At 73.8% G+C, this 16,585-nt stretch carries 12 protein-coding genes and 1 riboswitch; of the genes, 3 read left to right on the top strand and 9 right to left on the bottom strand.

The features are described 5' to 3' along the window. Positions 1-18: 18 nt before the first annotated feature. The 3 genes from AB0E19_RS31170 to AB0E19_RS31160 are packed head-to-tail and all read right to left on the bottom strand — an operon-like array spanning position 19 to position 4,931. A complete protein-coding gene (locus tag AB0E19_RS31170) occupies positions 19-1,224 on the bottom strand; it encodes a nucleotide pyrophosphatase/phosphodiesterase family protein (RefSeq protein WP_362185803.1) in 1,206 nt (401 codons plus the stop codon). Then, a complete protein-coding gene (locus AB0E19_RS31165; protein ID WP_189955404.1) occupies positions 1,224-1,823 on the bottom strand; it encodes a DUF5998 family protein in 600 nt (199 codons plus the stop codon). The genes AB0E19_RS31170 and AB0E19_RS31165 overlap by 1 nt, the downstream gene beginning before the upstream one ends. Positions 1,824-1,862: 39 nt before the next feature. Then, positions 1,863-4,931 carry a GNAT family N-acetyltransferase gene (locus AB0E19_RS31160; RefSeq protein ID WP_362185799.1) on the bottom strand — a complete coding sequence of 1,023 codons (3,069 nt, stop codon included), beginning with the start codon at positions 4,929-4,931 and terminating at the stop codon, positions 1,863-1,865. Positions 4,932-5,134: 203 nt separating this feature from the next. Between AB0E19_RS31160 and AB0E19_RS31155 the strand changes: the two genes are divergently transcribed. After that, a complete protein-coding gene (locus tag AB0E19_RS31155; protein ID WP_362185796.1) occupies positions 5,135-5,416 on the top strand; it encodes an HPr family phosphocarrier protein in 282 nt (93 codons plus the stop codon). 165 nt (positions 5,417-5,581) lie between these two features. Here the strand turns inward: AB0E19_RS31155 and AB0E19_RS31150 are convergent, their stop codons facing one another. The 4 genes from AB0E19_RS31150 to AB0E19_RS31135 all read right to left on the bottom strand — a co-directional run bounded on the left by AB0E19_RS31150 (position 5,582) and on the right by AB0E19_RS31135 (position 10,491). Then, the gene (locus tag AB0E19_RS31150) at positions 5,582-6,265 is read right to left on the bottom strand and encodes a GntR family transcriptional regulator (protein WP_362185793.1); all 684 of its coding nucleotides are present in this window, start codon (positions 6,263-6,265) and stop codon (positions 5,582-5,584) included. Between the two features lie 217 nt (positions 6,266-6,482). After that, positions 6,483-7,253 (bottom strand): M23 family metallopeptidase, encoded by a 771-nt coding sequence (locus tag AB0E19_RS31145; protein ID WP_362185790.1) that lies wholly within the window; start codon positions 7,251-7,253, stop codon positions 6,483-6,485. A gap of 7 nt (positions 7,254-7,260) precedes the next feature. Beyond that, a riboswitch (cyclic di-AMP (ydaO/yuaA leader) is annotated at positions 7,261-7,422 on the bottom strand. Between the two features lie 325 nt (positions 7,423-7,747). Beyond that, positions 7,748-9,112: a pitrilysin family protein gene (locus tag AB0E19_RS31140; protein ID WP_362185899.1), complete on the bottom strand. Its 1,365-nt coding sequence runs from the start codon at positions 9,110-9,112 to the stop codon at positions 7,748-7,750. A 26-nt stretch (positions 9,113-9,138) separates the two neighbouring features. Continuing rightward, complete coding sequence (locus tag AB0E19_RS31135) at positions 9,139-10,491, bottom strand: pitrilysin family protein (protein ID WP_362185787.1); 1,353 nt, start codon at positions 10,489-10,491, stop codon at positions 9,139-9,141. Between the two features lie 188 nt (positions 10,492-10,679). On the opposite strand from AB0E19_RS31135, the gene AB0E19_RS31130 reads away from it, so the two are divergent. Then, positions 10,680-13,139 (top strand): DNA topoisomerase IV subunit A, encoded by a 2,460-nt coding sequence (locus tag AB0E19_RS31130; protein ID WP_362185784.1) that lies wholly within the window; start codon positions 10,680-10,682, stop codon positions 13,137-13,139. A gap of 100 nt (positions 13,140-13,239) precedes the next feature. Here AB0E19_RS31130 and AB0E19_RS31125 read toward each other — a convergent pair whose 3' ends face one another. Then, positions 13,240-13,908, bottom strand: coding sequence for a TetR/AcrR family transcriptional regulator C-terminal domain-containing protein (locus AB0E19_RS31125; protein ID WP_362185781.1), 669 nt, complete (start codon positions 13,906-13,908; stop codon positions 13,240-13,242). A 93-nt stretch (positions 13,909-14,001) separates the two neighbouring features. Here AB0E19_RS31125 and AB0E19_RS31120 point away from each other — a divergent pair, with 93 nt between their 5' ends. Next, positions 14,002-15,483, top strand: a complete 1,482-nt coding sequence (locus AB0E19_RS31120) for an FAD-dependent monooxygenase (RefSeq protein ID WP_362185778.1) — start codon at positions 14,002-14,004, stop codon at positions 15,481-15,483. On the opposite strand, the gene AB0E19_RS31115 is transcribed toward AB0E19_RS31120, so the two are convergent. Further along, positions 15,480-16,535 (bottom strand): GTP-binding protein, encoded by a 1,056-nt coding sequence (locus tag AB0E19_RS31115; RefSeq protein WP_362185775.1) that lies wholly within the window; start codon positions 16,533-16,535, stop codon positions 15,480-15,482. The two genes, AB0E19_RS31120 and AB0E19_RS31115, sit on opposite strands and share 4 nt — an antisense overlap. Positions 16,536-16,585 lie beyond the last annotated feature (50 nt).

Below are 16,585 nucleotides of genomic sequence, written 5' to 3'. Positions count from 1 at the left end.
AACCGGAGGAACGGAGGGTCAGGACCGGACTTCGAGCAGAGGCACGAACTGCTCGGCGGGGGTCATCGAACCGTGCATGCCGGTCATCCGGGTCTCCAGCGGCTCGCCGACGGACGCGACGAGGGCCACGTCGTCGTGGGCCGCGGCGACGACGTCGCCGATCCGCCCGTACACCCGCTCGTCGACCGTGTCGCCGAACCAGCCGAGGGCGATGGCCTCGTCGCGGCCAGCCACCCAGAACTGTTCGCCGAGGACCTCGCGCCAGCAGGTGAGGACGTCGGCCTCGGCTCCGGGGACGGCGTAGACGTGCCGGGCGCGGCCCTCGCCGCCGAGGAGGGCGACGCCGGCGCGCAGCTCCCAGTCCTCGTCGACGTCGATCCGGTGCTCCTCGTCGAAGGGCACGTCGACCATGCCGTGGTCGGCGGTGACGTACAGCGCCGAGCGGGCGGGCAGCTGCTCGGCGAGCCGCTGGACCAGCCGGTCGACGAGCATGAGCTGACCGCGCCAGGCGTCGGAGTCGAGGCCGAAGCGGTGCCCGGCGCCGTCGAGTTCGCTGTAGTACGTGTAGACCAGCGAGCGGTCGCCGCCCGCCAGCTGCTCGGCGGCGAGGTCCATGCGCTCCTCGCCGGAGAGGCGGCCGTGGAAGGTGCCGCCGCTGAGCGCGATCTGGGTGAGCGGGGTCTGCTCGAAGATCGGGGAGGACACCTGCGCGGTGTGGATCCCGGCCGCGTGGGCCTGCTGGAAGACCGTCGGGTACGGCTGCCAGGCCTTCGGCGGGGTCCAGGGCCGCCACTTGAGCTGGTTCATCAGCTCGCCGGTCTCGGGGTTGCGCACCGTGTAGCCGCCGAGGCCGTGGGTCCCGGGGGCGCGGCCGGTGCCGACGGAGGCGAGCGAGGTCGCGGTGGTGGCGGGGAAGCCGGCGGTGAGGGGCCGGCCGGTGCCGCCGCGCGAGGAGCCGAGCAGCGAGGTCAGGTACGGGGCCTCGTCCGGGTGGGCCTTGATCTGCTCCCAGCCGAGCCCGTCGACGAGGAAGACACAGACGCGGTCGGCCGGGGTCAGCTCGGCGATCCGCGCCTCGTGCCCGGGCACGCCCTGGCCCGCGACGAGGGTGGGCAGCAGGTCGGCGAGGGAGCCGGAGCCGTACTCGGGCAGCGGGGCGGACCCGGGCGCGAGCGGAACCGGATCGTCCGGCCAGCCGTGGGCGACGGAGGTCGGCTGCGCCATCAGCGGCCGGCCGTCGGCGCGGTGTCGGCGGTGGCCTCGGAGAGCGCCTGGGCGAAGGTGAGGGTCTGCCGGACGGTGTCCGGGCCGTCCCCGGCCTCGCTGACGCGCAGGCTGAGGTCGTCCGCGGTGGCGTTGCCGGTGTAGCCGTGGTCGGCGTCGCAGTTCGGGTCGCCGCAGGCGGCGGGCTCCAGGTCGATCCGGGAGACGGCGCCCCAGCCGATGGTCAGGACGACCTCGCGGGGCACGGAGCCCGGGGTGTACGACTCCGGGTTGGCGACGACCCGGCTGACCACGACCGAGGAGATCCGGTCCAGCTTCACGGACTCGGTGGACGTCGTGGCGTACGGGCTCGGCGAGCTGTTGTCGGCCGCCTGCTCGTCGGTGTGGCTGACGATGAAACGGCTCGGGGTCAGCACGAGGACGGTGACGTGGCGCCGGACCTCGTTGGCGTCGAAGGTGGTCTCCTGGTGGACCACGTACGACGCCACGTCCTCGCCGCCGACGGCGGCCTCCACCGCCTCGGACACGAGGGCCGGGTAGTAGCCGCTGCGCTCGATCGCCGCGCGCAGCCCCTGGGTCGTCGTACCGCTCTTCACCATGGACTCCATCCTACGGGGCCGCGCGGCCCCTCCGGCCCTTCAGTAGCTGGGCAGGCGGCGGGGGCCGAGGTCGGTGGTGGGCGCGGGTGGGGCGAGGCGGACCGCGGCGCCGAGGACGGAGACGCCGGAGGGGGCGACGACGGCCGGTTCGAGCGCGACGGAGACGATCTCCGGATGGTCGTCGACCAGGCGGGAGACCCGGAGCAGCAGCTCCTCCAGGGCGGGGGTGTCGACGGGGGCGGAGCCGCGCCAGCCGAAGAGCAGCGGGGCGGTGCGGATGGAGCGGACCAGCTCGGCGGCGTCCCGGTCGGTGGCCGGGACGAGGCGGTGGGCGGTGTCGCCGAGGAGTTCGGAGGCGGCGCCCGAGAGCCCGAAGGAGAGCACGGCGCCCACGGCGGGGTCGATCGCGGCGCGGATGACGGTGTCCACGCCGCGGGGCGCCATCGCCTGGACGACCGGCTGGAGCTCCTCGGGCTTGCCGAGGGCCTCGGTCAGCTCGGCGAAGGCGGTGCGCAGCTGCTGCTCGGTCGCCAGGTCGAGCCGGACGCCGCCGAGGTCGGGGCGGTGGCGCAGGTGGGGGGCGGTGGTCTTGAGCGCCACCGGGTAGCCGAGCCGGGCGGCGGCCGCGACGGCCGCGTCGGGTCCGGGCGCGGGCAGGGTGGGGCGCAGCGCGATGCCGTACCGGCCGAGCAGTTCGGCGGTCTCGTCGGCGGTGAGGGTGACGCCCCGGGACTCCTGTCCGGCGCCGCGCTCGCCGAGCACGCGGTCGATGAGCGCGGCGGCGCCGGCCTCGTCGATGGAGTCGTACTCCGGTACGCGGCCCGGGTCGGCGGCCTGCCGCCGCCATTGCGCGTACCGAACGGCCTCGGCGAGGGCCCGGACGGCCCGCTCGGCGGCGGGGTAGGCGGGGATGTTCCGGACGGGGGCGGCGGCCTGGTCCGCGACCTCGGGTGCGCCCTGCTCCGCCGGCGCGCCCTGTAGTGCCGGTGCGTCCTGTGCCGCCCGCGGGCCCTGCGGCGGCGGTGCGTCCTGTGCCGCCCGCGTGTCCCGCGCCTGCTGTGCGCTCTGTGTGTCCTGTGCGCTCTGTGCGTCCTGTGCCTGCCGCGTCTCCGGTGGTGCGGGCGCGGCCGTGCGGCGGGGGCGGGCCGGGGCGGGGCGGGTGCTGGTGGCGGCGGAGAGGGCCTCGGCGAGGCCGCCCATCTCGACGTGGACGACGACGACCGGCTTGGCGGCGCCCGCGGCCCCGCCGCCGGCGACGGCCTCGCGGAGGGAGGCGGCCAGGACCTCGGTGGTGCCCTCGATGCCGACCCAGGGGATCGCGGTGACGACGACCGCGTCGCAGGAGTCGTCGGCGAGCGCGGCGGCGAGCGCGTCCCGGAAGTCGGCCGGGGTGGCGCCGGTCGTCAGGTCGAGGGGCCGCTGCGGGCGCAGGCCCTCGGTGAGGCAGGCGTCGTACGCGAGGAGGCCGAGGGACTCGGAGTTGCCGAGGATCGCGACGCGCGGGCCCGCGGGCAGCGGCTGTCCGGCGAGCAGCACCCCGGCGTCGACGAGCTCGGTGACGGTGTCGACGCGGATGACGCCGGCCTGGCGCAGCAGCGCGGAGACGGTGGCGTGCGGGATGCGGCTGACGGGGACGCGGTGGCCGGGCGGGGCGCTGCCGCTGTGCCGGGCGCCCTTGACGACGACGACCGGCTTGACGGCGGCGGTGCGGCGGGCGAGCCGGGCGAACTTGCGGGGGTTGCCGAGGGACTCCAGGTAGAGGAGGACGACGTCGGTCGCGGGGTCGTCGTACCAGTGCTGGAGGACGTCGTTGCCGGAGACGTCCGCGCGGTTCCCGGCGGAGATGAAGGAGGAGAGGCCGGCGCCGCGCCGGTGCAGCCGGGCGAGGAGCGCGACGCCGATGGCGCCGGACTGGGTGAAGAGGCCGATGCGGCCGGCGGCGGGCAGCTCGGGGGCGAGGGAGGCGTTGAGCCGCACGTCCTCGGCGGTGTCGATGATGCCGAAGGCGTTGGGGCCGATGATCCGCATGCCGTACGAGCGGGCCTGGCGGACCAGGGCCCGCTGCCGCTCGCGGCCTTCGGCGCCGCCGCTCTCGGCGTAGCCGGCGGAGAGGACGACGAGTCCGCGCACCCCGTGCTCGCCGCAGTCGGCGACGACCTCGGGGACCCGCTCGGCGGGGACGGCGACGACCGCGAGGTCGACGGGGGCTCCGATGGCGGCGACGGAGGGGAAGGCGGGCACCCCGTCGAGTTCGGCCTCCGCGTCCGCGCCGAGCGCGGGGTTGACCGCGTACACCTGCCCGGTGAAGCCGCCCGCGAGCACGTTGCGCAGCACGGTCCTGCCGACCCCGCCGGGGGTCCGGCCGGCGCCGACGACGGCGACCGACCGGGGGGCGAGGAGCCGCTGGACGGAGCGGGCCTCGGCGCGCTGTTCGCGGGCGCGCTGGACGGCGAGGGAGCGGTCGGTCGGTTCGAGGTCGAGGTGGAGGCGGACGGAGCCGTCCTCGAAGCTGCGCTTCTGGGTGTAGCCGGCGTCCGTGAACACCTTGATCATCTTGGTGTTGGCGGGGAGCACCTCGGCGGCGAAGCGGCGGATGCCGCGCTCGCGGGCGACGGCCGCGATGTGTTCGAGGAGGGCGGAGGCGACGCCGCGGCCCTGGTGGGCGTCCTGGACGAGGAAGGCGACCTCGGCCTCGTCGGCGGGGAAGGAGGCGGGGCGGCCGAGGTCGTTGATCCGGTCGTAGCGGACGGTGGCGATGAACTCGCCGCCGACGGTGGCGGCGAGGCCGACCCGGTCGACGAAGTCGTGGTGGGTGAAGCGGTGGACGTCCTTGGCGGAGAGCCGGGGGTAGGGGGCGAAGAAGCGGTAGTACTTCGACTCGTCCGAGACCTGCTCGTAGAAGCTGACGAGCCGGTCGGCGTCGTCGGCGGTGATGGGTCGGATGCGCGCGGTGCCGCCGTCCCTGAGCACGACGTCGGCCTCCCAGTGGTCGGGGTAGGCGTGCCCCTCCGGCTCCGGGCGGCCGGCCGCCGCCCCGCCCGCGACCCCGGCCTCGGTACCGCCTCCGGCCCCGCCCGGTCCGTCCGTCTGCTCCGACGCGCTGCGCATGGGCAAAGCCTACGGCCGGGGTCCGGCACCGGCACCGTCCGCGCGCCCACTCCCTGGCGGTACACGGCTCGCGCGGCCTCCCGGCCCCGTGCAAGGTAGGAGGGCCGAACGTCGCACGGATGCGGGACCTCGGTCGGCAGGAGCACGCCGCAACCCGTGAGAGACTGGTCTAGACAACCGCTGAAGACCTGAAGGGCAACACCATGGCTGAGCGCCGCGTCAACGTCGGCTGGGCCGAGGGCCTGCACGCCCGCCCCGCCTCCATCTTCGTCCGTGCCGCCACGGCCTCCGGTGTCCCCGTGACCATCGCCAAGGCCGACGGCAACCCGGTCAACGCGGCGTCGATGCTCGCGGTCCTCGGCCTGGGCGCGCAGGGCGGCGAGGAGATCGTGCTCGCCTCGGAGGCCGAGGGTGCGGAGGCCGCGCTCGAGCGCCTCGCCAAGCTCGTCGCCGAGGGCCTCGACGAGCTCCCCGAGACGGTCTGACCCGGCGGGTCGATCCACAGCTCTCCCCGACGGCCGTGTCCCCGGAATTTTCCGGCGGATGCGGCCGTCCGGCATTTCCGGGGTCGGGGAATTAGCTATTCGGAGAGTTTCCGGGCAGCCCGAAAGAGGCCCTGGAATTGCTATTCTTTGTATACGGCGTCCGTGTTAATTCCGGACGCTCGCCGTGTTGACGGCATGTTGCGAAACCCTCACACGGCCCCGCTCGGGCCTTTTCAGCCGGTGCAGCGGAAGCGTGTGCTCGGCGTGCTGCGCGGTGAGTGCGCGGGCCCGTTCGGCGTCCCCGCGGGCGATGGCGTCGACGATCGCCCCGTGTTCGGCCCAGGCCTCGACGGGCCGGTCCGGCTGGTCCACCACGTACATCCAGGCGATCTTGTGGCGCAGCTGGGTGAGGAGCGCGGCGAGCGCCGGGGAGCCCGAGGCCTGGGCGAGCGTCTCGTGGAACCAGCCGCCGAGCGCCCGCAGGTCCTCGCCCTGCCCCCGGCGGGCCCGCTCCTGCCCCAGCCTGACCAGGCCCCGCAGCACCTTGAGGTGGGCGTCGGTGCGCCGCTGGGCGGCCCGGGCCGCCCCGAGCGGTTCGAGCAGCGCCCTGACGTCGAGGAGGTCGGCGGCCTCCTGGTCGGTGGGCTCGGCGACATGGGCGCCCGCGTGCCGGCGGCTGACGACGAAGCCCTCGGACTCCAGGGTGCGCAGCGCCTCGCGGACCGGGACGCGGGAGACGCCGTAACGGCGGGCGAGCTGTTCCTCGGTCAGCCGGCTGCCGCGCTCGAAGATCCCCGAGACGATGTCGTCCCGGATCGCCGTGCATACCGATTGCGCGGGAACCCGCATGTCCGACCTCCGTATTCGCTCCGCGCGCACCGAATTCGAGCAGCGCCGTTCACGCGACTCTATTGCAGGGCGCGGGAAATTCCGATGCCCCCTCGGAATTCGTCCGGTTCGCGGTGGAATCCCTCCGGATCCGGAGCACCGCACCCGCTCGCCGGGGCGCGAAAAGGCCCCGGCTCGTGGGAGCCGGGGCCTTTCGGTGCAGCGGGGGCGCGGGACGTCAGAGGCTGACGCCGCGGGCGCGGAGGTACGCGACGGGGTTGATGTCGGAGCCGTACTCGGCGGTGGTCCGGGCCTCGAAGTGGAGGTGCGGGCCGGTGGAGTTGCCGGTCGAGCCGGAGACGCCTATCTGCTGGCCGGGCTCGACGCTCTGGCCGACATAGACGCCGATGGACGACAGGTGGCCGTACTGGGTGTACGTGCCGTCGTTCATCCGGATCACGATGTTGTTGCCGTACGCGCCGCCCCAGCCGGCCTCGACGACGGTGCCGGAGCCGACGGAGACGACCGAGCTGCCGTAGGAGGCGTGGAAGTCGACGCCGGAGTGGCTGCCGGAGGACCAGAGCGAGCCGCCGGTCTTGTAGCCGGTGGAGACGTACGAGCCGGCGACCGGGAGGTTGAAGGAGGCGAGCCGGCGGCGCTCGGCCTCACGGGCGGCGCGCTCCTTGGCCTCGCGGATCTCCTGGGCGCGGGCCTCGGCCTTGCGCTTCGCCTCGGCGCGCGCCTTGGCCCGGGCCTCGGCCTCGGTGGCCTCCCGCTCCTGGGCGGCGGCCTGCGCGTTGACCTGGTCGGCGATGGACTCGTCGGCGATCACCCGGGTGAGGCCGGTGTCCTCGGGGGAACGGTCGTCCGTGTCGGCGGCGAGCGCCGGGGAGGCCAGGGTGCCGACGACGCCGGTGGTCGCGAGGGCGGCCACGCCGGCGATGCCGGCGCTGCGGCGAGCCAGTCGGCTCGCACCACGATGCTTCCCGGTGGCACGGGTGAACGCCAAGACGGTTCCTTTCCTTCCTTCTCGCCTACCGGGTTAGCTGACGGGTTCGGAGCAGGAAGGTCTCCTACGGACCCCTCCGCGTGGCGAAGGCGTCCGATTCACCCCAGGGACTGCGTGGGTCCCCGGCTCCCCAGGCTCGCGCCTGACGGGGACTCGGCGATGTCTGTCCGGTTGCCGCGGGTGCGGCGCGTGCGTCGGGTCGGACAGACGGATCGACGCTAGGCCGGACGGATGTCGATCGCCAAACAGACACGCTCATTTGTAAGACATGCCACAGGGCATACGATCATCTTTGACGCCGTAACGGACAAAGCGGAGGTCTCCGGCGCTTCTACGCACCGGAGACCTCCGCCCGGGGTTGACGACCGGTCAACTCACCGTGGGCCTACTCACCCGGAGTCAACTCACCATGGGTCGGCTCACCCCGAGGTCGGCTCCCCACGAGGTCGGCTCCCCACGAGGTCGGCTCACCACGAGGTCGGCTCACCCCGGGATCAGCTCACCACCGTCACCTCGCCGATGCCGAGGGCCCGCACGGGCTCCTCGATCTGCGACGCGTCGCCCACCAGGACCGTGACGAGCCGGTCCACCGGGAAGGCGCTGACGACGGCGGCCGTGGCCTCGACCGTGCCGGTCTCGGCGAGCCGCGCGTACAGCCGGGCCTGGTAGTCGTCCGGGAGGTGCTGCTCGACCTGGTCGGAGAGGGTCGCGGCGACCGACGCGGCCGTCTCGTACTTGAGCGGGGCCACGCCCACCAGGTTCTGCACCGCCACGTCCCGCTCGGCGTCGGTCAGACCGCCCTCCGCCAGGGTGCGGAGCACCTGCCACAGGTCGCCGAGGGCCGGACCGGTGTTGGGGGTGTCGACCGAGCCGCTGATCGCGAGCATCGAGGCGCCGTGCCCCTCGCCGTCCGAGCGGAGCACCTGCCCGAAGGCGCGCACGCCGTACGTGTACCCCTTCTCCTCGCGCAGGACGGCGTCCAGACGGGACGTCAGGGTGCCGCCGAGGCAGTAGACGCCGAGGACCTGCGCGGCCCACACGGAGTCGTGGCGGTCCGGGCCGATCCGGCCGATCAGCAGCTGGGTCTGGACCGCCCCGGGGCGGTCGACGATGACGACCCGTCCGGTGTCGTCGGCGGTGATCGGCGCCATCGGGCGCGGCGCGGCCGGCTTGCCGCTCCAGCCGCCCAGGGTCTCGGCGAGCACCTTGTCGAGGTCGACGCCGGTGAGGTCGCCGACGACGACCGCGGTGGCGGCGGCGGGCCGCAGGTGCGCGTCGTAGAAGGCGCGGACGGCGGCGGCGTCGATGGCCTTCACCGTCTCCTCGGTGCCCTGGCGGGGCCGGGACATCCGGGTCGCGGCCGGGAAGAGCTCCTTGTAGAGCTGCTTCGCGGCACGGCGGCTCGGGTTGGCCGCCTCGTGCGGGATCTCGTCGAGCCGGTTGTCCACCAGGCGCTTGACCTCGTCCGGGTCGAAGGCCGGGGAGATCAGCGCCTCGGCGACCAGCCCGAGCGCCTTGGGGAGCCGGGAGACCGGGACCTCCAGGGAGACCCGGACGCCGGGGTGGTCCGCGTGGGCGTCGAGCGTGGCGCCGCAGCGCTCCAGCTCGGCCGCGAACTCCTCGGCGGCCCGCTCGGTGGTCCCCTCGGAGAGGGCGCGCGCCATGATCGTGGCGACGCCGTCGAGGCCCTCGGGCTCGGCGTCCAGCGGCGCGTCGAGGAAGATCTCGACGGCCACGACCTGCTGGCCGGGGCGGTGGCAGCGGAGCACCGTCAGGCCGTTGTCGAGCGCGCCGCGCTCGGGGGCCGGGAAGGCCCACGGCCTGGCCGTGCCGGCCTTCGGCTGCGGGTGGAACTCCATGCTCGTCAGGGACGTGGCGGCGTCGGTCACCGGTCCGCTCCTTCCTCGTCGTCGCCGTCGGCGCTGTCGGCGCTGTCGTCGGTGGACACCGGCTCGTAGACCAGCACCGCGCGGTTGTCGGGGCGCAGCCGGGCCGCGGCCACCTCGCGCACCTCGTCGGCGGTGACGGCGAGGACGCGGTCGACCGCGGTCAGGGCGAGCTGCGGGTCGCCGAACAGCACGGCGAAGCGGCACAGTTCGTCGGCGCGGCCGGCCACCGTGCCGAGCCGGTCGAGCCATTCGCGCTCCAGCTGGGCCTGGGCGCGCTCCATCTCCTCGGCGGTCGGGCCCTCGGCCGCGAAGCGGGCGAGCTCCTCGTCGACGGCCGCCTCGATGGCGGGGACCTCGACGCCGCCGGAGGTCTTGACGTCCAGCCAGCCGAGCGAGGGGGCGCCGGCGAGCCGCAGCAGGCCGAAGCCGGCGGCGACCGCGGTGCGGTCGCGGCGGACCAGGCGGTTGTGCAGCCGGGAGGACTCGCCGCCGCCGAGCACGGTGAGGGCGAGGTCGGCCGCGTCGCACGCGCGCGTGCCGTCCTCCGGCAGCCGGTAGGCGGCCATCAGGGCGCGGGCCGGGACGTCCTCGACGACGACCTCGCGCAGCTGCCCGCCCATGACGTCCGGCAGGGCGCCGTCGCGCGGGGCGGGCTTGCCGTCGTGGCCGGGGATGGAGCCGAAGTACTTCTCGACCCAGGCGAGCGTCTGCTCCGGGTCGATGTCGCCGACCACCGACAGGACCGCGTTGTTGGGCGCGTAGTACGTGCGGAAGAAGGTCCGCGCGTCCTCCAGGGTGGCCGCGTCCAGGTCCGCCATCGAACCGATGGGGGTGTGGTGGTACGGGTGGCCCTCCGGGTACGCGAGCGCGGTGAGCCGCTCGAAGGCGGTGCCGTACGGCACGTTGTCGTACCGCTGGCGGCGCTCGTTCTTCACGACGTCGCGCTGGTTCTCCATCGACTCGTCGTCGAGGGCGGCGAGCAGCGAGCCCATCCGGTCCGCCTCCAGCCAGAGCGCGAGCTCCAGCTGGTGGGTGGGCATCGTCTCGAAGTAGTTGGTGCGCTCGAAGCTGGTCGTGCCGTTGAGCGAGCCGCCGGCGCCCTGGACGAGTTCGAAGTGGCCGTTGCCGTGCACCTGCTTCGAGCCCTGGAACATCAGGTGCTCGAAGAGGTGGGCGAGGCCCGTGCGGCCCTCGACCTCGTGGCGCGAACCGACGTCGTACCAGAGACAGACCGCGGCGACCGGGGTCAGGTGGTCCTCGGAGAGGACCACCCGCAGGCCGTTCGCCAGGCGGTGCTCGGTCGCTGTCAGGCCGCCGGAGCCGGCCTCGGCCGTGGCCGTGTGACCCATGGGCATGTACATCCCTTCGATCGCGATCTGGAAAAGTCCTGCCACTGTATGCAAGCGCGCCGACACCTGGCGAAGTTCCCGGAGTCCTCCGATGTCCCTCGTCCGGGTCGCGGTCCGCGTTGTCGGTGGCACGGTCCACAATGGTCCGCGTCAGATCAAGCTTTGTCGGAGAAGGAGCCGCAGCCGCGATGGCCCGCCGCAGCACGAAGACACCGCCGCCGGACGACGCGTACGAGGAGAGGATCCTCGACATCGACGTCGTCGACGAGATGCAGGGCTCCTTCCTCGAGTACGCCTACTCGGTCATCTACTCGCGCGCCCTGCCCGACGCCCGCGACGGCATGAAGCCGGTCCAGCGGCGCATCGTCTACCAGATGAACGAGATGGGCCTGCGCCCCGACCGCGGGTTCGTCAAGTGCGCCCGCGTGGTCGGCGAGGTGATGGGCAAGCTGCACCCGCACGGCGACGCCTCGATCTACGACGCCATGGTGCGCATGGCGCAGCCCTTCTCCATGCGCGTGCCGCTGGTCGACGGCCACGGCAACTTCGGCTCGCTGGGCAACGACGACCCGCCGGCCGCCATGCGGTACACCGAGTCGCGGATGGCCCCGGCCGCCCTGCTGATGACCGAGTCCATCGACGAGGACACGGTCGACTTCGCGCCCAACTACGACGGCCAGGAGCGGGAGCCGGTCGCGCTCCCCGCCGCGTATCCGAACCTGCTGGTGAACGGCGCCTCGGGCATCGCGGTCGGCATGGCCACCAACATGCCTCCGCACAACCTCGGCGAGGTCGTCGCGGCCGCCCGCCACCTGATCCGCTACCCGAACGCGGACCTGGACGCGCTGATGCGCTTCGTCCCCGGCCCCGACCTGCCGACCGGCGGCCGGATCGTCGGCCTGAACGGCATCCGGGACGCGTACGAGACGGGCCGCGGCACCTTCAAGATCCGCGCCACCACCTCGGTGGAGACGGTGACGGCCCGCCGCAAGGGCATCGTCGTCACCGAACTGCCCTTCACGGTCGGCCCCGAGAAGGTCATCTCCAAGATCAAGGACCTGGTCGGCTCGAAGAAGCTCCAGGGCATCGCCGACGTCAAGGACCTCACCGACCGGGCGCACGGCCTGCGCCTGGTCATCGAGATCAAGAACGGCTTCGTGCCCGAGGCCGTCCTGGAGCAGCTCTACAAGCTGACGCCGATGGAGGAGTCCTTCGGCATCAACAACGTGGCCCTGGTGGACGGTCAGCCGCTCACCCTGGGCCTGAAGGAGCTCCTGGAGGTCTACCTCGACCACCGCTTCGAGGTCGTCCGCCGCCGCTCCGAGTACCGCCGCGGCAGGAAGCGCGACCGGCTCCACCTGGTCGAGGGCCTGCTCGTCGCCCTCCTCGACATCGACGAGGTCATCCGGCTCATCCGGGAGAGCGAGAACTCCGCGCAGGCCAAGGAGCGCCTGATGGAGCGCTTCTCGCTGAGCGAGGTCCAGACCCAGTACATCCTGGACACCCCGCTGCGCCGGCTCACCAAGTTCGACCGCCTGGAGCTGGAGACCGAGCGCGACCGGCTCACCGGCGAGATCGACGAGCTGACCGGGATCCTGGACTCCGACTCCGAGCTGCGCAAGCTGGTCTCGGCCGAGCTGGCCGCGGTCGCGAAGAAGTTCGCCACCGACCGGCGCACGGTCCTCCTGGAGTCGGCGGGCGCCCCGGTGGCGGCCGTGCCGCTGGAGGTCGCGGACGACCCGTGCCGGGTGCTGCTCTCCTCGACCGGCCTGCTGGCCCGGACGGTCTCGGCGGAGCTGCCGCCGGCCGACCCGGACGCCAAGCGGACCAAGCACGACGTGATCGTCTCGTCCGTCGCGGCCACCCAGCGCGGCGACGTGGGCGCGGTGACCTCGACGGGCCGCCTGCTGCGCATCGCCGTCATCGACCTGCCCCAGCTGCCCGACACGGTCGCGGCGCCGACCCTGGCGGGCGGGGCGCCGCTGAGCGAGTTCCTGTCGCTGGAGGCGGACGAGACGGTGGTCTGCCTGACCACCCTGGACGAGGCCTCCCCCGGTCTGGCGCTCGGCACCCTCCAGGGCGTGGTCAAGCGGGTGGTGCCCGACTATCCGGCGAACAAGGACGAGCTGGAGGTCATCACCCTCAAGGACGGCGACCGGATCGTCGGTGCGACCGAGCTGCGGACGGGCGAGGAGGACCTGGTCTTCATCACCTCGGACGCGCAGCTGCTGCGCTACCCGGCCTCCCAGGTGCGGCCGCAGGGCCGCCCGGCCGGCGGCATGGCGGGCATCAAGCTGGCGGCCGGCGCCGAGGTGCTGTCCTTCGCCGCGGTGGACCCGGCGGCGGACGCGGCCGTCTTCACGGTGGCGGGCTCGACCGGCACCCTGGACGGCTCCGCCGCGACCTCGGCGAAGCTGACCCCCTTCGACCAGTACCCGCGCAAGGGCCGGGCGACCGGCGGCGTGCGCTGCCAGCGCTTCCTGAAGGGCGAGGACACCCTGCTCCTGGCCTGGGCGGGCGCCCTGCCGGCCCGCGCCGCGCAGAAGAACGGCACACCGGTCGAGCTGCCGGAGGCGGACCCGCGGCGCGACGGCTCCGGCACCCCGCTGCCGCAGCCGGTCGACGTGGTGGCGGGCCCGGCGAGCTAACCGCCCGGTCAGGCCCTGGTACAGGCGAAGCCCCCCGCTCCCGACGGAGCGGGGGGCTTCGCCGTGCCCGGGGCCGGAAGAGGTCGGGCACAGGGCCGGGTCAGGTGCGGGCGGTGCCGGGGGCGTACAGCGTCTCGACCCCGGCGACGATCAGCCGCAGCCCCTCCTCGAAGCGCTCGTCGTAGCCGGCGAAGATCTCGGCGCCGGCCGCGGCGGCCAGGGGGTAGTCGGCGAGGCGCCGGGCGCGCTCCTCGATGTCGAAGCCCTCCCGGGGCTCGCCGGGCTGGGACTCGGTGCCCTGCTCCTCGGTGACGAAGCCGAGCGTGTACATGTACGCCGTCGTGCTGGCCCGCACCGCCTCGCGCAGCGAGAACCCGGCGTCGACGAGGGCGCCGAGCTGGCGCTCCAGGTCCTGGGCGTGGTCGGTGCCGGTGAAGCGGGCGCCGCTGTAGACCTTGGCGCCGTCCCGGTAGCGCAGCAGTCCGGCGCGCAGCCCCCGGTTGGCGGTGAGCATGAGCTCCTGCCAGCTCTGCCCGGCGGCCGGCCGGGCGTCCGGGGCGGCGACCATCCGCCGGTACATGACGGTCGCCATCTCGTCGAGCAGGGCCTGCTTGTTCTTGAAGTGCCAGTACAGGGCCGGGGCCTGGACGTGGAGCTCCTGGGCGATCGCGCGGAGCGTGAGCCCGTCCAGGCCGCGCTCGTTCAGCAGCCGCAGGGCGGTCTCCGCCACCTGGCCGGGTTCCAGCTTGCTCGTCTTCTTGGTCGCCACACCGTCACGGTATCCCCTTGACTCCTTAACGTCGTTAAGGTCATCCTTGACGCAACGGCATTTAACGACGTTAAGGAACGGAGGCGGTCACCCATGGCAGCGGACGGGCACAGCCACAGGGACACGGACGTCGTCATCGCGGGAGCGGGCCCGACGGGGCTGGTGCTCGCCCTCGACCTCGCCCGCCGGGGCGTCCGGGCGCTCCTCCTGGAGCGGGCCGGCGGACTCTTCCCCGGCTCGCGCGGCAAGGGGCTCCAGCCCCGCAGCCAGGAGGTCCTGGACGACCTCGGCGTGCTGCCCGGGGTGCTGGCGGCGGGGGGCCCGTACCCCCGGATGCTGGCCTGGGAGGGCACCGAGCGGCGCGGCGAGTGGGACATGGTCGAGCGCTCCGAGCCCACCGAGCAGGTGCCGTACGCGAACACGCTGCTGATCCCGCAGTCCCGCACCCAGGAGCTGCTGCACGCCCGCCTGACCGAGCTCGGCGGCGCCGTCCGGTTCGGCGCCGAGCTGTCCGGGTTCGACCAGGACGAGGACGGCGTGACGGTGGGTCTGGCCGGCGGCGGGACGATCAGGGCCGGCTGTCTGGTCGGCGCCGACGGCGGCCGCTCCACCGTCCGCAGGGCCCTCGGCATCGGGATGTCCGGCGAGACCGTCGATCCGCGCCCGATGCTCGTCGCCGATGTGCGGATCGCCGCCGGCGCGGTGGCCGACCGGGACCACTGGCACGTCTGGCGGGCTCCGGACGGCGGGGTGGCGCTCTGCCCCCTGCCGGGCGGCGACGGCCTCTTCCAGCTCGCCGCCACCTTCGAGGACGCCGCCGCCGGCGTGGACACCACCCCGGAAGGCGTCCGTGCCCTCCTCACCGCCCGCACACCGCTGACGGCGGACGAGATCACGGACGTGCCGTGGGCCTCGGACTACCGCGCCCGGGCCGCCCTGGCGGACCGCTTCCGGGAAGGCCGCGTCTTCCTGGCGGGCGACGCGGCCCACATCCACTCCCCCGCCGGCGGCCAGGGCCTCAACACCGGCGTCCAGGACGCGTACAACCTCGGCTGGAAACTCGCCCAGGTGCTGCTCCACGGCGCGCCGGCCGCGCTCCTCGACTCGTACGAGGCGGAGCGCCGCCCGGTGGCGGCGGAGGTCCTCGGCCTCAGCACCCGCCTCCACAGGGCGACCGCAGACGGCGAGGCCACCCGGCGGGGCAAGGAGGTCCAGCAGCTCGGCCTCGGCTACCGGGACTCGGCACTCTCGGTGGACACCCGCCCGAAGGCACCCGGGGACACCCTGCGCGCGGGCGACCGCGCCCCGGACGGCCCGTACCACGGGGCCCGCCTCTTCGACCTCTTCCGGGGCCCGCACTTCACCCTGCTGACGATCGGCGCCACCGCGGCGCCGCCGTACCTCCCGCCGTCCGTCCGCACGGCCGGACTGGCGGCCTGCGCCCCGTACGGCCCCGGCGTCTTCCTCATCCGCCCGGACGGCTACGTGGGCTGGGCCGGCACCCACGCCGACCCGACCCTCGGCACCTACCTGACGACGGTCGGCCTGACACCGGCGGAGGTGACGGCGGGCTAGGCCGTCTCTTCCGCGGGCGGCTCGTCCCCCTGGGGGACGTACCGCAGGACGCCCCACATGCTGTGCTCGTCCGGGGTGTCCCCCGGCCCGTCCTGCTCGCAGGCGGCGAGTTCCTTGCGCAGGGCGGCCGCGTCGACGCCCGCGCCGATCAGGACGAGCTGCGAGAGCCGCTCCTCCCCGGCCGGCCAGGGTTCCGGGTAGAACCGCAGGAAGCGGCCGACGGCGTGCACCAGATAGCGGTGCTCGGGGTCGGCGACGCCGAAGTCCACGAAGCCCTTGAGGCGGTACAGCCCCTCGGGACGCGAGTCGAGGAAGGTCATCAGCCGCCGCGGATGCAGCGGCGCGGCGGTGGCCAGGGAGACGGTGTCGTAGGCGGCGTGCGGGTGCGCGTGGCCGTCCTCGTCGGCGTAGAGGACGTCCTCGATCGACATCTGCCCGACGATCTCGTCCTCCGGGACGACCCGGTCGAAGAGCAGCTCGGGATCGATCCGGCCGTGCGCCGCCTCGACCACCGCGGCCCGCCCCGCGAGCCCGGCCACGGTCTCCCGGACCGCGCTCAGCTCCTCCCCGGACACCCGGTCGGCCTTGTTGACCACGACCAGGTCGGCGAGGGCGAGGTGGCGGTCGGTCTCGGGGTGCCGCTCCCGCGTGGCGGCGAACTCCGCGGCGTCGACGACCTCGACGAGGCCGCCGTACACGACCCGCCGGTTCTCGCTGGCGAGCACCATCCGCACCAGCTCCTGCGGCTCGGCCAGCCCGCTCGCCTCGATCACGATCACGTCCAGGCGCAGCTCGGGCCGGGTCAGCACCTCCAGGTACTCGTCCAGCTCGCTCGCGTCCACGGCGCAGCACAGACACCCGTTTCCCAGGGAGACCGTCGACCCCACCTGCCCGGCGACGGTCATCGCGTCGATACCGATGTCCCCGAAGTCATTGACCATGACCCCGATCCGGGTCCCCCGCGCACCCCGCAGCAGCTGGTTGAGGAGCGTGGTCTTCCCGGCCCCGAGAAACCCGGCGAGAACGACGACGGGAATCTGCTGCGCACCCACGAAACGGACCTTTCACTGAACGACGCCGGACACGGCCCGGCACGGAACCC

Source organism: Streptomyces sp. NPDC047974 (genome assembly GCF_040653375.1).
GTDB lineage: Bacteria > Actinomycetota > Actinomycetes > Streptomycetales > Streptomycetaceae > Streptomyces.
The sequence above is the reverse complement of the archived record's forward strand: the minus strand, read 5'-3'. Positions and strand labels throughout refer to the sequence as shown.

Bases quoted from the DNA above. Each gene is read 5' to 3' on its own strand.
- AB0E19_RS31135 (WP_362185787.1), bottom strand. From the start codon at position 10,491: ATGGGTCACACGGCCACGGCCGAGGCCGGCTCCGGCGGCCTGACAGCG.
- AB0E19_RS31165 (WP_189955404.1), bottom strand. From the start codon at position 1,823: ATGGTGAAGAGCGGTACGACGACCCAGGGGCTGCGCGCGGCGATCGAG.
- AB0E19_RS31140 (WP_362185899.1), bottom strand. From the start codon at position 9,112: ATGGAGTTCCACCCGCAGCCGAAGGCCGGCACGGCCAGGCCGTGGGCC.
- AB0E19_RS31155 (WP_362185796.1), top strand. From the start codon at position 5,135: ATGGCTGAGCGCCGCGTCAACGTCGGCTGGGCCGAGGGCCTGCACGCC.
- AB0E19_RS31160 (WP_362185799.1), bottom strand. From the start codon at position 4,931: ATGCGCAGCGCGTCGGAGCAGACGGACGGACCGGGCGGGGCCGGAGGC.
- AB0E19_RS31170 (WP_362185803.1), bottom strand. From the start codon at position 1,224: ATGGCGCAGCCGACCTCCGTCGCCCACGGCTGGCCGGACGATCCGGTT.
- AB0E19_RS31120 (WP_362185778.1), top strand. From the start codon at position 14,002: ATGGCAGCGGACGGGCACAGCCACAGGGACACGGACGTCGTCATCGCG.
- AB0E19_RS31150 (WP_362185793.1), bottom strand. From the start codon at position 6,265: ATGCGGGTTCCCGCGCAATCGGTATGCACGGCGATCCGGGACGACATC.
- AB0E19_RS31130 (WP_362185784.1), top strand. From the start codon at position 10,680: ATGGCCCGCCGCAGCACGAAGACACCGCCGCCGGACGACGCGTACGAG.